This is a genomic window from Pseudoalteromonas sp. Z9A4, from assembly GCF_011378845.1.
Classification (GTDB): Bacteria; Pseudomonadota; Gammaproteobacteria; order Enterobacterales; family Alteromonadaceae; genus Pseudoalteromonas; species Pseudoalteromonas arctica.
The window spans coordinates 94,525-110,638 of record NZ_WTLA01000004.1; the positions used below are offsets into that span (position 1 = coordinate 94,525).

13 protein-coding genes and 1 tRNA gene are annotated in these 16,114 nt (G+C 39.4%); 2 read left to right on the forward strand and 12 right to left on the reverse strand.

Annotated elements, in window-relative coordinates; genetic code table 11:
• Window positions 1–177: 177 nt before the first annotated feature.
• The 10 genes from GQR54_RS05100 to GQR54_RS05145 form a co-directional block, all read right to left on the reverse strand.
• Window positions 178–1,353 carry a hypothetical protein gene (locus GQR54_RS05100; RefSeq protein ID WP_166376746.1) on the reverse strand — a complete coding sequence of 392 codons (1,176 nt, stop codon included), beginning with the start codon at window positions 1,351–1,353 and terminating at the stop codon, window positions 178–180.
• Complete coding sequence (gene nlpI, locus GQR54_RS05105; protein WP_166376747.1) at window positions 1,340–2,218, reverse strand: lipoprotein NlpI; 879 nt, start codon at window positions 2,216–2,218, stop codon at window positions 1,340–1,342. The genes GQR54_RS05100 and nlpI overlap by 14 nt, the downstream gene beginning before the upstream one ends.
• A gap of 141 nt (window positions 2,219–2,359) precedes the next feature.
• The gene (pnp, locus tag GQR54_RS05110) at window positions 2,360–4,486 is read right to left on the reverse strand and encodes a polyribonucleotide nucleotidyltransferase (protein ID WP_007585511.1); all 2,127 of its coding nucleotides are present in this window, start codon (window positions 4,484–4,486) and stop codon (window positions 2,360–2,362) included.
• A 620-nt stretch (window positions 4,487–5,106) separates the two neighbouring features.
• Window positions 5,107–5,376 (reverse strand): 30S ribosomal protein S15, encoded by a 270-nt coding sequence (gene rpsO / locus GQR54_RS05115; RefSeq protein WP_007585509.1) that lies wholly within the window; start codon window positions 5,374–5,376, stop codon window positions 5,107–5,109.
• A 153-nt stretch (window positions 5,377–5,529) separates the two neighbouring features.
• Window positions 5,530–6,489 (reverse strand): tRNA pseudouridine(55) synthase TruB, encoded by a 960-nt coding sequence (gene truB / locus GQR54_RS05120; protein WP_007585508.1) that lies wholly within the window; start codon window positions 6,487–6,489, stop codon window positions 5,530–5,532.
• Window positions 6,473–6,958 (reverse strand): 30S ribosome-binding factor RbfA, encoded by a 486-nt coding sequence (gene rbfA, locus GQR54_RS05125; protein WP_007585506.1) that lies wholly within the window; start codon window positions 6,956–6,958, stop codon window positions 6,473–6,475. Before rbfA ends, truB begins: the two co-directional genes overlap by 17 nt.
• A 156-nt stretch (window positions 6,959–7,114) precedes the next feature.
• Window positions 7,115–9,775: a translation initiation factor IF-2 gene (infB, locus tag GQR54_RS05130; protein ID WP_166376748.1), complete on the reverse strand. Its 2,661-nt coding sequence runs from the start codon at window positions 9,773–9,775 to the stop codon at window positions 7,115–7,117.
• Between the two features lie 25 nt (window positions 9,776–9,800).
• A complete protein-coding gene (gene nusA / locus GQR54_RS05135; protein ID WP_007585502.1) occupies window positions 9,801–11,300 on the reverse strand; it encodes a transcription termination factor NusA in 1,500 nt (499 codons plus the stop codon).
• Window positions 11,301–11,339: 39 nt separating this feature from the next.
• A complete protein-coding gene (rimP, locus tag GQR54_RS05140) occupies window positions 11,340–11,795 on the reverse strand; it encodes a ribosome maturation factor RimP (protein WP_002958482.1) in 456 nt (151 codons plus the stop codon).
• Between the two features lie 281 nt (window positions 11,796–12,076).
• Window positions 12,077–12,153, reverse strand: a tRNA-Met gene (locus tag GQR54_RS05145).
• Window positions 12,154–12,585: 432 nt separating this feature from the next.
• Here GQR54_RS05145 and GQR54_RS05150 point away from each other — a divergent pair.
• Together GQR54_RS05150 and GQR54_RS05155 are read left to right on the forward strand one after the other, a co-directional pair.
• A complete protein-coding gene (locus GQR54_RS05150) occupies window positions 12,586–13,047 on the forward strand; it encodes a globin (RefSeq protein WP_166376749.1) in 462 nt (153 codons plus the stop codon).
• Between the two features lie 192 nt (window positions 13,048–13,239).
• Window positions 13,240–14,796: a cryptochrome/photolyase family protein gene (locus GQR54_RS05155; RefSeq protein ID WP_166376750.1), complete on the forward strand. Its 1,557-nt coding sequence runs from the start codon at window positions 13,240–13,242 to the stop codon at window positions 14,794–14,796.
• Between the two features lie 60 nt (window positions 14,797–14,856).
• Here GQR54_RS05155 and GQR54_RS05160 read toward each other — a convergent pair whose 3' ends face one another.
• Both GQR54_RS05160 and GQR54_RS05165 read right to left on the reverse strand, forming a co-directional pair.
• Window positions 14,857–15,303 (reverse strand): Hsp20 family protein, encoded by a 447-nt coding sequence (locus GQR54_RS05160; RefSeq protein ID WP_166376751.1) that lies wholly within the window; start codon window positions 15,301–15,303, stop codon window positions 14,857–14,859.
• Window positions 15,304–15,532: 229 nt separating this feature from the next.
• Window positions 15,533–16,063, reverse strand: a complete 531-nt coding sequence (locus GQR54_RS05165; protein ID WP_166376752.1) for a peroxiredoxin-like family protein — start codon at window positions 16,061–16,063, stop codon at window positions 15,533–15,535.
• Between the last annotated feature and the right edge of the window lie 51 nt (window positions 16,064–16,114).

Below are 16,114 nucleotides of genomic sequence, written 5' to 3' on the forward strand. Positions count from 1 at the left end.
ATCTCTTTTTAATACTAAGTGATGCTTTTACTGCCTGTTTTTAAACGACATTAATGACTATAGTTATACTGAAAAACACTGATTTTGTCTATAAAAAGCGGTTCTGAATGGTTTTTTTTTAAACAATAACTAACAATTTATTAAGCCTAAAAAACAATTAATTAATACTGATAATTGTTAATTCAATATAGCCTTATTTACAAATGTAAGCGCGCTAGGATGGCGATGAAAGTTACCATTGGTCATATCTAAATGTTTCAACCAAAGTTGCCTATACTGCGCTGAGAGCCCTAACTGCTGATATTGCATAATAGACCAATTTTCACTAGGTTTATAAGCAGTACCCCCTACCTGGCAACTCTTTGCTTTATGCCAACCTGTTGGCGGTGACTCACCATGAGAAATAAATAAATTAGGTGCAACAAAACCCGTTTTTACACACAACCATGCTTGCTTAGTTTTAGGCAAAGCGTATTCATCTTCAAAACCGTTAAAATGCATCAGCTCATGCAAAAATACACTATATTTTGCTTTTGAGTTTATTAGCATTGTCCCATTCGTAACATTAGCCGTTCCATCTTTAGGCATCATCACTATAAAATCAAAATTGTTAGGAAGCTGGTTATTAAGTTTAGATAATTGCCAGTCACACTTTGCTATTTGACTAGTACTACTTTTGCACTCAAGCATACCCGCAACGTAGATTGGTTTTGAAAAACAAAAAACATTTTCACGGGGCTCTGGTTGTTTATTATAAGCATTAATAAACTCTGTAAGTTTATATAAGCCACTACGATGATCGCTCATAGTCAGCACATTAAACATACATTGCGCATTAGGCTTACTTATATTTTTTAAAGATGAAAAACCAAGATCATGAATAAACGCGGTAGATATTTTACTCTGTGGTGTTTTTAATTGAAGTTTAAGATGATTTAGCACATCCCCTGCTGGTAATTTGTTTTTACTAGCGAGTAACTCTAAATCGCTCCAACGTGATTGCTCAAGTAACTTTGTTGCTAATATTTTACGCTCAGGGATTGTTAAGTCATTTATAGCGGAGAGCCAAAATTGTTTTGCAGTATCACTCTGACTACTTTTAATAAGCTTAAGAGAATACATATATTGCGCTGAGGAAATTTGATTGCGAGCAAGTATAGCCAAAGAGCTATTTGGTAACTGCTCTAGGTGAGCAGAAAAGTAAGCGGGTGAATTCCAATAACTTTGTAGAACATTGGCTTTTGTATTTAAAACATGCCAAAAGCCAATAGCGCCAAGGTGATTACTCGAGCCTGTAATTAACAAACAACATAGTAATACACCTATTAATTTAAAACGCTTAACTTGCGTCAACACCTTCCATCAACTCAAGTTCTAAACGGGCATATTTGTATTCAATATACTCGTGTACATTGGTTGCTAGCGCAAGCCTAAAATAGTCTGATGCTAAATACAGCTCACCTGCTGCTTGATGCATTTTGGCTAAGTAAAAATAAGCTTCGCATAAACGCTGCGCATATTCTTGCTCAGTTCTAACACCATCACTAATGCCTGATAAAAATGCATGTTCACTCATATCGCCCGTATAAAGAGAAATTAACTGATACGCCCATTGTGAATCATCAAGCGCAGTCGCATTTTGTTTAAGTGCATCAAGTGCGATTACTTTATCCTCTTGTGCCTGGGCTAAATAAACCCATAAAACACGGTACGGATCGTTAGGAGAACGGGCTAAAAACTCGTTAAAGTCATTTTTAGCAAGGCCTGCTCTATCGCCGTAATACAGTGCGATACCTCGATTCAAATAGGCGTATTCATGCTCTTCATCAAGTTCTAGAGCTGAATCGAAAAACTCATAGGCTTTTTCGTACTGCTGCATAAGCGTATGTTGAATACCTAAAAAATTATACACTTCAGCTAAATCAGGCTTAAGTTTTACTGCGCGGTTAAAATCAATACGCGAAAGAGTGGTCATACCTAGACTATCGAAAAGTACACCACGGTCGTAATAAAGCTTAGCTTGTTGCTCTTCGCTTAAGTCAGCCCTATTCAATAACTCTGAGTAGCGTGCAATAGCAATTTCACTTCTAAAGTCAGAGGCTAAAGGTGCAGTAAATGGCACATTAACAATCGGGGTTGGTTCTGATTCTGTTGTAGTTTGGCAAGCGCTTAAAGACAAAATAGCAAAAGATGCCAAAGCTAAATGTTTGAGTATCATTAAAATCCTTAATACCAAGATATATCGCGATTAATATAAGACAGACCTTGTCCAATAAGGTTTCATTAAAGCATAAAAAAAGGGGCTAAACAGCCCCTTTTTTATCATCTAGCTAATATAACTAGATTAATAAGTTAACAATTACGCGTCAGTTGGCGCGTCAGCTGCAGGTGCTGCTGATTCCATTGCTTCTTTAATACTTAGACGTACACGGCCTTGGCGATCTACTTCTAGTACTTTAACTTTAACTTCTTGACCTTCAGAAAGGTGATCAGCCACGTTATTAACGCGCTCAGTACTAATTTGAGAAATATGTACTAGACCATCTTTACCAGGAAGAATGTTTACAAACGCACCGAAATCAACAATACGTACAACTTTACCTTCGTAGATAGTACCTACTTCAAGTTCAGCTGTTAATTGCTCAATACGGCTAATTGCATTAGCTGCACTTTCGCCATCTGTAGCGGCAATTTTAATTGTACCGTCGTCACCGATTTCAATCGTTGTACCTGTTTCTTCAGTAAGCTGACGAATAGTTGCGCCACCTTTACCAATAACTTCAGCGATTTTCTTCTGTGGGATTTTCATTGTGTATATGCGAGGAGCAAACATTGATAGCTCTTCAGAAGGAGCAGAAATTGCTTCATCCATCACTTCTAAGATATGTAAACGTGCAGCTTTTGCTTGTTTAAGCGCAATTTGCATGATTTCTTGAGTGATACCTTCGATTTTGATATCCATTTGAAGTGCAGTGATACCTGCAGCTGTACCAGCAACTTTAAAGTCCATGTCACCTAAGTGATCTTCATCACCTAAGATGTCAGAAAGAACAACGAATTTATCGTCTTCTTTAACTAGACCCATCGCAATACCGGCAACAGACGCTTTAATTGGTACACCCGCATTCATAAGTGCAAGTGAAGTACCACATACAGAAGCCATTGAAGATGAACCGTTTGATTCAGTGATTTCAGATACTACACGGATTGAATATGGGAATTCAGTCAATGTTGGCATTACAGCAGCAATACCACGCTTAGCAAGGTTACCATGGCCGATTTCACGACGCTTAGGAGAACCAACAAAACCAGTTTCACCTACACAGAATGGAGGGAAGTTGTAGTTAAGCATAAAGTGGTTTTTATGAGTACCAGTTAAATCGTCGATTAACTGTGAATCACGTTCTGTACCAAGTGTAGCTGTTACTAACGCTTGAGTTTCGCCACGAGTAAAGATAGCAGAACCGTGAGTACGTGGTAATACGCCTGTCATTACATCTAGTGCACGAATCATATCTGGTTCACGACCATCGATACGTTTTTCGCCAGAAGCGATACGGCCACGAACGATTTTCTTCTCAAGTGAACCGAAGATTTTACCAATTTCTTGCTTATCTAAAGACTCGCCTTCAGCAAGTTCAGCTGTTAACACTGCAACAACTTCATCTTTAGCTACGCCAAGTGCTTCTTTACGCGCTACTTTATCAGTGATTAAGTAAGCTGCGCCTACTTTATCAGCAGCAATTGCTGCAACTTTATCTTCTAGTGCAACGTTTTTAGCTGGTGCAGTCCAATCCCAAGTAGGCTTGCCTGCTTCTGCTTTAAATTCTTCGATTGCAGTGATGATCGCTTGAGATTGCTCATGACCATATACAACAGCGCCAAGCATTACGTCTTCTGCAAGTACGTTAGCTTCTGATTCAACCATAAGTACCGCTTTATCAGTACCGGCTACCACTAAATCAAGTTGGCTTTCTTCAAGCTCTTTTAATGTAGGGTTAAGTACGTATTCGCCGTTGATGTAACCAACGCGAGATGCACCAATTGGACCACTGAACGGGATACCAGAGATAGCAAGTGCTGCTGAAGTACCAATCATCGCAACCATATCAGGTTGGATTTCAGGGTTGACAGAAACAACAGTAGCAATAACTTGTACTTCGTTTACAAAACCGCTTGGGAAAAGTGGACGAATTGGACGGTCAATAAGACGTGCAATAAGTGTTTCGCCATCGTTAGGACGACCTTCACGCTTTAAGAAACCACCTGGGATACGACCAGCAGCGTACATACGCTCTTGGTAGTTAACTGTTAGTGGGAAAAAGTCTTGGCCAGGTTGTGCTTCACGCTTACCAACAACAGTTACTAAAACTGAAGTGTCGCCAATGCTTGCAAGTACAGCGCCGTCTGCTTGACGAGCGATTGCACCAGTTTCTAGAGTCACTGTATGTTGACCTAGTTTGAATTCTTTAATAATTGCTTGCACTTAAAATATTCCTTAAATGTATTCTAATAAGTTGTCATCAAAGTACCAATTACAGTACATAATTGTATTCAGTTGGAAATCAATTAAGTACTACAATTGGCAATGATGTGAATAAGCGTAGATAAACCTTTTTACCTACGCGCATAGTATATACCAAAGCTGCTTCAAAATGCGAGTCTAGGGTGTGTTGATCTTTGTGGATTGAAATTTGTTCAATCTAGGGTCGATTTAATCACGGCGCGAGATTTGTAACCTAGTGGGCTAAGTAAAAATCGAGCAACAAAGAGTTAATCGCCCCTAGGATGAACCCGCAGGGCAGCGCATGTTTGGCATTTATGCAGCGTTATCGCCTATTTATGGGGAATAACCACACTACATAAGCGCTGCCTTGCCTAAAGACCAAACATACAGCTGCAAAATTAATCACGAAAGGTCAACACACACTAGCTACTAGATTTAAGCTGGGCTAATGAGTGGGTAAATACAACGATGCTTGATAAGCTATGAAATAGGAGTTTTACAATATAATTCAATAGGTTTATATATTTGTTTTATTTTCAAACACAAATTTTAGGCACAAAAAAAGGAGCTAAAAAGCTCCTTTTTCTATAATCTAGTTCTTAGCGACGTAGGCCAAGTTCTTTGATTAACGCAGTATAACTAGTGATGTCTTTACCTTTAAGGTAATCAAGTAGTTTACGGCGAGTGCTTACTTTACGAAGCAGACCACGACGTGAGTGGAAGTCATGCTTGTGATCAGCAAAGTGACCTTGAAGCTTGTTAATGTCAAAAGTAAGTAATGCTACTTGTACTTCTGATGAACCTGTATCGCCTTCTGCACGTGCAAATTTAGCAATGATATCGATTTTTTCTTGATTGCTTAGTGACATAGTAACTCCAAAAATTAAATTTAAAAGGTGTCTTAGCCGATCACTAATTCAGCCAAAACGATTAAGCGGGCGTATTCTACCAACTGTAGGAATAACTACAAGCTAATTATCCCCAACTACAACTAATAAGCCACCGTTAGGCACATTAGTTGCTTATTCAGGCTTCACGTAATCGTCTTGCTGACTAGCAAGACCACGTTTAACCTTTAAATGACCGTTTGAGTTGCGCTCACCAGTACCAATAAATATATTATCCGCAACAACTTTAATTGCACCATCAGGTAAAGCGATTGATAATTCTACAGCTTGCCCGTGACTAAAAATCCCCCCTTGTTCTTTTGTAATTTCAACAACGGGTAAATCAGTTAAAGCAGTATCAATTGGTAGCAATAGCGAGTCTAAATAAGTTGAAGGCGCAAGCTCTTCTTCTTTCGCTTTAGCAAGCAACGCTTCAATCTCATCAAGCGAGACCATTTTATCTGCCGGATACTGACCAACAGCGGTTCTATGGAGCATAATAACGTGTGCGCCACAGCCTAGGTTTTCGCCTAAATCATCAACGATTGTACGAATGTAGGTCCCTTTAGATACATGGGCCGTCATTTGTAATACGTTGCTTTGTTCATCAAATTCGTCAAACGATAAGCTAAACACGTTTATTTTTCTGCATTTGCGAGGGACTTCAATACCTTCGCGCGCGTACTTATATAACGGTCTACCTTGGTATTTAAGAGCTGAGTACATTGACGGGTATTGTTCAGACTCACCAACAAAAGCAGCTATTTCTTTTGTTAGCTGTTCACGCGTAACGTTCACATCTTTAGTGCTAACAATTTCGCCATCAGAATCTGATGTTGTTGTGCGCTCACCCAGTTGTGCACGAACGATATAGGTTTTATCTGTATCGAGTAAAAATTGCGTAAACTTAGTCGCTTCACCAAAACAAATTGGCAGCATACCTGTGGCAAGTGGATCTAAAGCACCTGTGTGCCCAGCTTTTTGCGCAAAATAAACACTTTTTGCTTGCTGTAATGCCTTATTTGATGAAATGCCTTCAGGTTTGTTTAACAACAAAATACCGTCAACTGCACGGCCTTTACTGCGCTTTGCCATCTGTATCAGTGCCTTCTTCGCTATCTGTATCGTCTACGTGATCAGTACCTTCTTCGCTATCTGAAACATCAGCAGCATCAACACTTTCTACGTCTTCATCTACATGCTTTGCGTTATCTTCGCGGATAATAGAATCCACTAAATTAGAAATACGCATACCTTCCATTAATGAGTTATCAACTACAAACTTTAACTCAGGCATTATACGAGCACGGATACGCTTACCAAGTAACGAGCGAATATAGCCCGTTGCTTCATTAAGTACTTTTGCGCTTTGCTTTGCTGCGTCTTCATCTTGTGTGTTAAACACAGTAATGAAAATTTTGGCATAAGATAAATCGCGCGATACTTCTACCGCTGACACTGTCACCATACCTAAGCGTGGATCTTTAATTTCGCGTTGTAAAATTACAGCAATCTCTTTTTGGATTTGCTGTGCAACACGATCAGTGCGAGAAAATTCTCTCATTATACTTGTCCTAAAATAATAACTTATTGAAATTAAATAATAAGTTAACTAAATAATGGATATGCAAATGGGGGCTAAGCCCCCATTTAAAATCTTAGCGTAGGGTGTGTAGAACGTCCGGCGTTAACCTGAGCGTTCAATACTCCCTAGTAACAATTATAGAGTACGTTGTACTTCAACTGTTTCAAATACTTCGATTTGGTCACCAACACGTACGTCATTGTAGTTCTTAACGCCGATACCACATTCCATGCCGTTACGAACATCAGCAACATCGTCTTTAAAGCGACGAAGTGACTCAAGTTCACCTTCATAGATAACAACGTTTTCACGTAGTACACGGATTGGAGCGCTACGTTTAATAACACCTTCAGTAACCATACAACCAGCGATTGCGCCAATTTTTGGAGACTTAAATACGTCACGAACTTGAGCAAGACCAATGATTTCTTGTTTAAACTCTGGCGCTAGCATACCTGACATTGCTTGTTTAACTTCGTCAATCAAGCTGTAGATTACGCTGTAGTAACGTAGGTCTAAGTTTTCAGTCTCGATAACTTTACGAGCTGAAGCATCAGCACGAACGTTAAAGCCAACTACAATTGCGTTAGACGCTGCAGCGAGTGTTGCATCAGTTTCGGTAATACCACCAACACCTGAACCAACAATCTTCACTTTCACTTCATCAGTAGAAAGTTTAGTTAGTGAATCAGAGATTGCTTCGATAGAACCTTGAACGTCTGCTTTAAGTACCACGTTAACTTCAGAAACATCGCCTTCAGTCATGTTAGTAAACATGTTTTCAAGCTTAGCTTTTTGCTGACGTGCTAGTTTAACATCGCGGAACTTACCTTGACGGTATAAAGCAACTTCACGCGCTTTACGCTCATCTTTAACTACAGTCGCTTCGTCGCCTGCAGCTGGAATACCAGAAAGACCTAAAATCTCAACTGGGATAGATGGACCAGCTGACTTAATGTCTTTGCCGTTTTCATCGCGCATTGCACGAACACGGCCATACTCAAGACCACATAATACAATGTCACCTTGGTTAAGCGTACCAGATTGAACAAGTACTGATGCTACTGGACCACGGCCTTTATCAAGACGAGATTCAATAACAACACCAGCCGCCATACCTACAGTAGGTGCCGAAAGCTCTAAAAGTTCAGATTGGTTCAATACTGCTTCAAGAAGGTCGTCAATACCTAAGCCAGTTTTAGCTGAGATATGAACGTACTGCGTATCGCCGCCCCACTCTTCTGGGATAACGTCTAGTACAGCAAGTTCGTTTTTAACGCGATCTGGATCTGCACCTTCTTTATCCATTTTGTTTACTGCGATGATTAAAGGAACGCCAGCTGCACGAGCATGCTGTACCGCTTCTTTAGTTTGTGGCATAACGCCATCATCTGCTGCAACCACTAGGATTACGATATCAGTCGCTTTAGCACCACGAGCACGCATTGAAGTAAATGCAGCATGCCCTGGAGTATCTAAGAACGTGATCATGTGACCATTTACGTCTACGTGGTATGCACCAATGTGCTGTGTAATACCACCGGCTTCGCCAGAAGCAACCTTCGCAGAACGAATATAATCAAGCGTAGATGTTTTACCATGGTCAACGTGACCCATTACAGTTACTACTGGAGCACGAGGCTCTGACTTACCATCTTCGTGGCGGTCATTAAGTACTGTTTGCTCTAATTCGTTTTCTTTAACAATGATAACCTTGTGACCCATTTCTTCTGCAACTAATTGTGCAGCTTCTTGGTCAATCACTTGGTTAATAGTAACCATGTCACCCATTTTCATCATTGTTTTAACAACTTCAGCGCCTTTAACGGCCATGCGTGATGCAAGCTCAGCTACTGTAATTGTTTCGCTAATACGCACTTCATTTTTAACATCAACAGTTGGTTTTTGGAAACCATGTTGTAATGATGCAGGTGCTTTTAACTTAGACTTGTTACGGCCTCTTGACGCTGCAAATTTATCTTTTGCTGGCGCTTTTTTCTTTTTCTTAGCACGGCGTGTACCTTGCTCATCACGAGCATCGGCAACATCTTCTGCTTCACGTGCATAAGTAGAAGTCGTAAGATGGTGATCCGCTGTTTCTTCGCGTTTCTTACGTTCTTCTTCTTCTTTCTTCCAGCGTGCCGAGTTTTCTTCAGCTAGCTTTCTTGCTTCTTCTGCTTGACGTTTCGCTTCTTCTTCAGCTTTCTTCAATGCGGCCTCTTCTGCTTCTTTTTGCAGACGCTCAGCTTCTATGCGATCTTTCTCAGACTTAGCACTTTGCTCTGGGGTCATCTGCTTTTGTTTCGCTTTACGCTCTGCATCAGCTTTGCGTTTAGCTTCTTCTTTGGCTTTACGGTCGGCTTCTTCTTTCGCTTTGCGTTCTGCCTCTTGTTTCGCTTTTAATTCTGCGGCTTCTTGGTCAGCTTTTTGCTGCTCTTCAAGACGCACTTTTTCTTCAGCAGCTAAGCGAGCTTGCTCTTGTTCTTGTTCCATTGCGCTTTTCTTCACGTAAGTACGTGTTTTGCGAACTTCAACTTGAACATCTTTTGCTTTACCAGTAGAGCCCGTAACACTTAAAGTGCTTTTGCTCTTACGTTGTAAAGTCATACGCGCTGGGCCATCTGAACCTGTACCGCCATGATGCTTGCTTAAATGATCAAGTAACGTTGCTTTTTCGGCTTCTGTTACGTTATCAGTTGCTTGCTTAGTGATACCTGCTTGTGAAAACTGCTGTAGCAATTTATCAACAGTCGTACCTATATCGCCGGCTAGTTTTTCAACATTTACTTCTGCCATAGTGTGTAATACCTCCGTTAATAAATTACTCGTCTGCAAACCAACAAATGTTTCGTGCAGCCATAATCAGTTCACCCGCTTTTTCAGATGAAAGTTCTGTGATATCAACTAATTCGTCAATACCTTGTTCTGCCAAGTCTTCAAGTGTAACAACACCCTTGCTTGCCATAACAAATGCTAAGTGACGCTCTAAGCCTTCAAGCGCAAGTAAGTCTTCAGCTGGCTCTGCGCCATCTAAGCTTTCTTCCGTTTTAAGTGCTTTAGTTGTCAATGCATCTTTTGCGCGTGAGCGCAGTAAATCTACAGTCTCTTCATCAAGACCATCAATTTCTAAAAATTCAGACGCTGGTACATACGCCACTTCTTCAAGTGTCGAGAAACCTTCGTTGATAAGTAATGATGCAAACTCATCATCAATTTCTAAATTTTCAGTGAATAAGTTAAGTAACTTATCAGATTCAGCTTCATTTTTAGTACGCATGTCTTCAACAGTCATTACGTTTAGTTCCCAGCCAGTTAACTGACTTGCTAAACGAACGTTTTGACCATTACGACCAATTGCTTGCGCTAGGTTATCTGCTTCTACAGCGATATCCATTGAGTGAGTGTCTTCATCCATTACGATTGAAGCAACTTCTGCTGGCGCCATTGCATTGATAACAAATTGTGCCGGGTTGTCATCGTAAAGTACGATATCAACACGCTCACCGCCAAGTTCTGACGATACAGCCTGAACTCGTGCGCCACGCATACCAACACATGCACCAATTGGGTCAATGCGTTTGTCGTTAGATTTAACAGCAATTTTAGCGCGTGAACCTGGATCACGTGCAGCGGCACGTAATTCAATCATCTCTTCGCCAATTTCTGGCACCTCAATGCGGAATAATTCCATTAGCATTTCAGGTTTAGAGCGCGTTACAAATAATTGTGCACCGCGTGCTTCAGGCTTAACTTCATATAAAAGACCACGGATACGGTCACCCGGGCGGAAGTTTTCACGTGGTAACATGTCATCACGGTAAATTACCGCTTCTGCGTTGTTACCTAAATCAAGTACGATTGCATCGCGAGTTGCTTTTTTAACAACACCCGTTACCAGCTCGCCTTCTTGATCTTTGTATGCTTCAACAACTAAAGCGCGCTCAGCTTCACGTACTTTTTGTACGATAACTTGCTTAGCCATTTGTGTTGTAATACGGTCAAATTTGATTGAGTCGATTTGCTCTTCAACATAATCACCCATTTGCAAATCAGGTTCTTCAACCTGTGCTGCTTCTAGAGTGATTTCGCTGTATGGGTTCTCTAAAGAACCATCTTCTAATACAGCGGCAATCTGCCAACGACGGAACGTATCGTAATCACCGGTTTTACGGTCAATTGCTACGCGTACTTCAATTTCGCCATCGTGTTTTTTCTTTGTAGCTGTCGCTAAAGCGAACTCTAGAGCTTCAAAAATCTTTTCTTTTGGAACCGCTTTCTCATTGGAAACGGCTTCAGCAACCAATAATATCTCTTTTGCCATGGGTAATGCCTCGCTTGCCCTATTCCTTCGCACTCGAATTTAAAACTTCGCGATTAAATTCGCACGTTCGATGTTACTAAGCATGATCAGATGCTCTGCACCATCGCTAGATAGTGTGATCATATCGCTGCTAACTGCTACTAAGTCGCCTTTAAAATTACGACGACCATCCTGTGGAAGTTTAGTACGCACGCGTACTTCCTCTCCTTGCGCCTGCTCGTAGTGATCTTGTTTGAATAATAGACGATCAACACCAGGAGACGATACTTCCAAATCATATTCATTTGTAATTGGGTCTTCGACGTCTAAAATCGCACTAATTTGGCGACTTGCATCCGCACAGTTATCAACTGAGATCCCATCCTCATGAGCAATATATACTCTCAAGGTAGAATGGCGACCCGCTTGCACAAATTCAAGACCATGCAATTCAAAGCCTAACATTTCTACCGCAGGCGTTAACATGGTTACTAAATCTTGTTCAAGTTTTGTCACGAAAATCCTCCATACAAACAAAAAAAGGGCTTATAGCCCTAAAATACTGAGTTTAAGTTTTAATTTGATGACAATTGCCACAAATCGCAAGGTGCAGATACAACAACGCCCCGAACCAAGCGGGGCGTCACACCAATAAAGCATAAAACTGTGTGGCCTAGGGCCAAGCTTGGTTGCGAGTCAGTAAACTGACCTAATTAAACTACATAGTCTAAAACGCAAAACGCGCATTACTTAGAATGCGCGATATAAATTAGTAAGGTAATACCTACTAGTAGAATTGGTTGCGGGAGCCGGATTTGAACCGACGACCTTCGGGTTATGAGCCCGACGAGCTACCAGACTGCTCCATCCCGCGCCAATAGATATCAAACTTTAAATTTAATATCGCTGTTAGCTGTTTTACAACATGCTAAACAATGGCAGCTATTATAAGGATGTACGGGATGATTAGCAACTATAATACGCAATTAGTTTATAAAATTTCCAATTCGTCAAGATGCTAATTTAATGTATATATAAGTAACATAAGTAATCAATCAATTTTATAATATGCTTGTCTCTAAATTATTAAATATCACAGCTTACTACTTTTGAGCAGAAATCAAGCAAACTAAATTTGAGCAACCTTATTACCCTCTAGATCCTTACAATTTACCAGAAACTAAATTGATATAACTGAAACCCATACTTTAACACTAAAAAAACGTGCAGAATTTCAACTGCCCGCTATAATCAATTTTATAACACTTAATAATAATAGTTATTACTCACTGCATCGAGATAAAAAATGAACCAACAACAATCAGCATTGTTAAATAACTTAACAATTATTAAGCCAAATTTTCATGCATTCACGGCTCGATTTCACAGTAAATTGGCTGAATCTAGCATTGAAATGAATTACCCAACAGCCTTACAATTTAACGAAAAGAGTTTTACCCTTTTTTGTGTGTTAGAACGAATTGTTAAACATTTAGATAAGCCAGCATCGGTAGCTCCTTTTTTAGCACATCATTTAATGTACCTAAAAAAAAGCAGTGTTTCACAAAATGACATTGCACTATTATCTGATGCGTTTTACGAGACCCTTAAGGAGCACCTTGGTAAGCACTTTACTCCTGAGAGCCAGCTCGCTTGGAAAAAAGCCCTTAAATATTTTGAAAACTTTGCCAGCAATATTCTATTTAATGTATCTAATGTGATTTCGTTACAACAAAAAATGCAGCAAAAGCAAAGTAATAAAATTTAAATATACAATTTTTAGGGGTGGCAATTTAACTTACTTAACCTCCCCATTAATTAAACTCATTTGCACACCATGATCCAACACGCCTTTATTGCCTTGATAATCGGTTAAGCCTTTTTGCTCTATTCACTCCTAGTTAAATAGTAAAACGATCCTTTAATTAAATACGTCCGTATAAAAAAATTTGGCTTTACTATGACCCATCACAAAACACTCAGACTAATACTGGGCGATCAGCTAAACCCATCTCATTCATGGTACAAACAAAAAGACGACGATACGCTTTATCTCATCGCAGAGCTAAAACAAGAAACTGACTACGTTAAACATCACATTCAAAAACTGTGTGCTTTTTTTAATGCTATGGAAAACTTTGCAACTGCATTAAACACGGCAGGTTTTAATGTTTTGCATTTAACACTTGATGATACCGATGACGACAAAGACTTGATTGAATTACTCAAGCGAGTTGCCGATAAATACCAATGCGACTCTATTGAATATCAATACCCTGACGAGTTTAGGCTAAAATCTCAATTAGCTAAGTTTAAAAGTGATAGCTCATTAAATGTAATTGCTACAGATGCTGAACACTTTTTATTACCGTTCACCGATATAAAAACACGCTTTACAAAAAACAAGCATGTAACAATGGAGCACTTTTATCGTGCTATGCGTAAGCAATTTAATATATTAATTGATGATGCTAAGCCAACTGGTGGCAAATGGAATTTTGATAGTAATAATCGTAATAAATTTTCCAAAAAAGACTTAGCCGACATCCCAGAGCCTAAGTTATTCAATACTGATGTTAGCAGCATTATTTCTCGTTTAAATAAACACAACGTCGCTTATTTGGGTGAAATAAATCAACATTCACTGGAGTGGCCAACAACGCGTAAACAAGCGATTGAATCTCTTGAATACTTTTGTGAGCACTTACTTAGTCGCTTTGGTCACTTTCAAGATGCGATGACAGATCAAAGTAAAAACAATACCAGCCTGTACCATAGCCGTTTATCGTTTGCCCTAAACGCAAAAATACTCCACCCGTTATATGTAATCAAACGTGTAATAAGCGAATACGAACAAAGACCTAATGAAATATCCCTCTCGCAAGTAGAGGGCTTTACTAGGCAAATATTAGGCTGGAGAGAGTATGTGCGTGCCATTTATTGGATTAACATGCCCGACTACGCAGTTAAAAATCAATTACAAGCCAAAAATAAACTGCCATCTTATTTTTGGAACAGCTCTACAAAAATGAATTGTCTAAGCCACTCACTCAAACAAAGCCTTGAAACCGCTTATGCCCATCATATTCAGCGTCTAATGGTTATTGGGAACTTTTGCATGCTTACAGGTATTAACCCTGATGACGTAGACAACTGGTACTTAGGCGTTTATATAGATGCCATAGAATGGGTAGAAATGCCCAACACTCGAGGCATGAGCCAGTTTGCCGATGATGGAATAATTGCAACAAAACCCTATGCTGCAAGCGGTAACTACATTAATAAAATGAGCGATTACTGCAAAAGCTGTCAGTACGATGTTAAACAAAAAGTAGGAGATAAGGCCTGCCCGCTAAATAGCTTGTATTGGCATTTCATGAATAGACACAGAGACAGGCTAGAGAAGAATCCACGTATTGGTATGGTATATAAAAACTGGGATAAACAAGATAAAACACTTCAAGAACAAACGCTGCAACAGGCAACCTACTACCTTAATAATTTAGAAGCGCTTTAAGTAAAAAAACCGCCTCAAATGAGGCGGCTAAATAATCAGGGGAATATGTACTTTAGAAGACTATTTACCTTCTATTAGATTGCTATTACCAATTTCTATTTTACGTGGTTTAAGTGCTTCAGGAATTTCACGCTGTAACTCTATGCTCAATAAGCCGTTAGCTAAATCGGCACCAAGTACTTTTACATGGTCTCCAAGCTGAAACTTACGTTCAAAGTTACGCTCTGCTATACCTTGATGAATAAACTTACGTTCATTATTTTCATCTTTATTAGCTTTAATACCTGCAACTTTTAATGTGTTGTTTTCTGACTCAATGGTCAATTCACTATCACTAAAACCGGCAATGGCCATAGTGATTCTGTATTTGTCTTTATCGAGTGCTTCTATATTGTAAGGAGGAAAACTCGGCTGCTTGTCTGTATTAGCTGCCGCATCCATAAGTGATGCTAAATGTTCGAAGCCGATAAATGAACGATAAAGTGGTGACAAGTCTACTGTACGCATAATAATATCCTCATATTTAAGCGATATTTTGCATGTGCTTTTCTATTGAACAAGCTCAAGCAAAGTTTAATTAATAATATAAATTTCAATTGTTTAATTTTAATTTAGGACCCATAAGGCGTCCTACTTAACTACATATGGACGGTAAAATTGTTTTCAAGTAAATTTATTAAAAATAAATAAAAAAGGCACTGAAGAGTGCCTTTTTTGAAACCATGTAAAGTGAATACTATTTAATAAATGTGCCTCGGATTGGATAGTCGTTTTCTCTTGAAAACTTAATCCCACCTAGCAGTTGCTCTAAATCAGGACGAACAAACGGGCTGTTTGATATATCTACCATTTGAAGCTGATTTTTTTCATTAAGCACATAAATTCCTGGTTCAGCAAATGGATGATCAGTTTCTGCACCACTGCGAGGCTCGCTAATATGTAGCCCTAAATCAGTCATTTGTTCGATTGTTAAACCATAGTAAATTGGGAAGTTAATATCTATTTTTTCAAGATGTTTATTAAGCTGCTCATGGCTATCACCACTTACTGCAACCACTTCAACTCCAGCCTCTTTAAAGTCTTCATGAATTTTGGCAAGCTCGTTGAGTTGCGCAGTACATTTAGGGCAGTGCTGGCCTCGATAAACAACAATCATTTTCCACGGGGAGTCACTTATCCTGTCAACTAAATCTACCTTTTTCCCATCAACATCACTCACTACTAGTGATGGCATAATATCCGCAGGTTTTAAACTAGTGTTACTCATTGCGATCTCCTTTTACTATTTCAGATTAAAAATTAATTTTGCCCTTACACA